Origin of the sequence: Actinosynnema sp. NPDC023794 (assembly GCF_040639675.1) — a bacterium.
Classification (GTDB): Bacteria; Actinomycetota; Actinomycetes; order Mycobacteriales; family Pseudonocardiaceae; genus Actinosynnema; species Actinosynnema luteola.
In genome coordinates, this window is record NZ_JBFAFR010000095.1 from 1 (window position 1) to 2,508 (window position 2,508).

General features: G+C 70.1%; 1 protein-coding gene. It reads left to right on the top strand.

The genetic code is table 11. The features are described 5' to 3' along the window. The coding region (locus AB0H12_RS45140) for a type I polyketide synthase (RefSeq protein ID WP_499632946.1) at positions 1-2,508 on the top strand (2,508 nt) is incomplete at both ends.

Sequence of the window (2,508 nt, forward strand, 5' to 3'; positions counted from 1 at the left end):
CGTGTCGATGGGGTGTTGCGTCCGAAGGTGGACGCCGCCTGGAACCTGCACGAGCTCGTGGGTGATGTCTCGGCGTTCGTGCTGTTCTCGTCGGCCGCGGGCGTGTTCGGCAACCCCGGTCAGGCCAGTTACGCGGCGGCGAATGCGTACCTGGACGCGTTGGCGGCCCACCGCCAGGCCAACGGGTTGGCGGCGCAGTCGCTGGCCTGGGGCCTGTGGGCCGACGAGGCGGGTATGGGCGGTGCGGCGGAGGTCGAGCGCATCCGGCGGACCGGTGTGCTCCCGCTGTCCGCGGAGCGCGGACTGGCGTTGTTCGACGCCGGAACCGCCGTGGACGCGCCCGCGCTGGTGGTGATCGACCTCGACCTGTCCGGCGCCGGTGACGACGTCCCGCCGTTGCTGCGCGGCCTGGTTCGTCGCCGTGCTCGCCGCGTGGCCGGTGGTTCGTCGGTGTGGCGTGAGCGGTTGGCGGGGTTGGCGCAGGAGCAGCGGCTCGCGGTGTTGGTGGAGTTGGTGCGGACGCAGGCGGCGGCGACCTTGGGTCACGCGGGTCCGGAGGCGATCGATCCGGAGCAGGCGTTCAACGACCTCGGGTTCGACTCGCTGTCGGCGGTCGAGTTCCGCAATGGCCTGAGCGCCGCGGTGGACATGGTGCTGCCCGCGACCCTGGTCTTCGACTACCCGACGCCGTTCGCGCTGGCGGAACACCTGCTCGGCGAGATGTCCGGCACGGGTGAGCGGGCGCGGGCGGTCGTGGCGACGACGTCGGTGACGGACGAGCCGATCGCGATCGTCGGCATGGCCTGCCGCTACCCGGGCGGTGTGTCGTCGCCGGAGGAGCTGTGGCGGTTGGTGGCGGACGGTGTGGACGCTGTCGGCGGGTTCCCGACGGATCGTGGTTGGGACGTCGATGGCGTGTACGACCCGGAGCCCGGCGTCGTGGGCAAGTCGTACACCCGTGAAGGTGGCTTCCTGTACGGAGCGGCGGAGTTCGATCCGGCGTTCTTCGGGATCAGCCCGAACGAGGCGTTGGTGATGGACCCGCAGCAGCGTTTGCTGTTGGAGGCGTCGTGGGAGGCGATCGAGCGGGCGGGGATCGACCCGGTGTCGTTGCGGGGCAGTGATACCGGTGTGTTCGCGGGGATGATGTACCACGACTACCCGGCCAACAACAGCACGGGCGCGGTCGCCTCCGGCCGTGTCGCTTACACCCTGGGTTTGGAAGGTCCTGCGGTCACGGTGGACACGGCGTGCTCGTCGTCGCTGGTGGCGCTGCACTGGGCCGTCCAAGCGCTGAGGTCCGGTGAGTCTTCGCTCGCCCTCGTCGGTGGTGTGGCCGTGATGGCGACGCCCGAGGTGTTCGTGGAGTTCAGCCGTCAGCGCGGGTTGTCACCGGACGGTCGGTGCAAGTCGTTCGCGGGCGCGGCGGACGGCACCGCCTGGGCCGAGGGCGTCGGCGTGCTGCTGGTGGAGCGGTTGTCGGACGCGCGCCGCAACGGTCACCGGGTGTTGGCGGTCGTTCGTGGCACGGCGATCAACCAGGACGGCGCGTCGAACGGCTTCACGGCCCCGAACGGCCCGTCCCAGCGCCGGGTGATCCGGCAGGCCCTGGCGAACGCGGGTCTGACGACCGCTGACGTCGACCTGGTCGAGGCGCACGGCACCGGCACGACGTTGGGTGACCCGATCGAGGCGCAGGCGTTGCTGGCGACCTACGGCCAGGACCGGGCCGAGGATGCCCCGTTGTGGTTGGGTTCGATCAAGTCGAACATCGGTCACACGCAGGCCGCGGCCGGTGTCGCCGGGATCATCAAGATGGTCGAGGCGATCCAGCACGGTGTGATGCCGAAGACGCTGCACGTCGACGAGCCGTCCCCGCACGTGGACTGGGCGGCGGGCAATGTGCGGTTGCTGACCGAGGCGCGGGAGTGGCCGTCGAACGGGCATCCGCGCCGGGCGGGCATCTCGTCGTTCGGGATCAGCGGCACGAACGCACACGTGATCATCGAGGAACCGGTGGCGGTGGACGCGGTCGAAACCGGTGTCGAGCTGCCGGTGGTGCCGTGGGTGTTGTCGGGCCGGTCGGCTGAGGCGGTGCGTGCTCAGGCCGCGCGGCTGTTGTCGTCCATCGACGCTGACGTCCGGCCGGTCGATGTTGCGGTGTCATTGGCTGGTCGTTCGGTGTTCGAGCACCGGGCCGTGGTGGTCGGCCGGGACCGGGACGAGTTGGTACGTGGCCTGGCTGACGTGCTGCCGGTGGTGGCGCGTTCCGGTGGTGAGACCGCGTTCTTGTTCACGGGTCAGGGTTCGCAGCGGTTGGGCATGGGTCGGGAGTTGTCGGCGGCGTTCCCGGTGTTCGCGGGTGCGTTCACGGAGGTGCTGGCGGGCTTCGACCCGGTGTTGCGGGACGTGATGTGGGGTGAGGACGCGGGGCGGTTGGAGCGGACGGAGTTCGCTCAGCCTGCGTTGTTCGCGTTCGAGGTTGCGTTGTTCCGGTTGTTGGAGTCG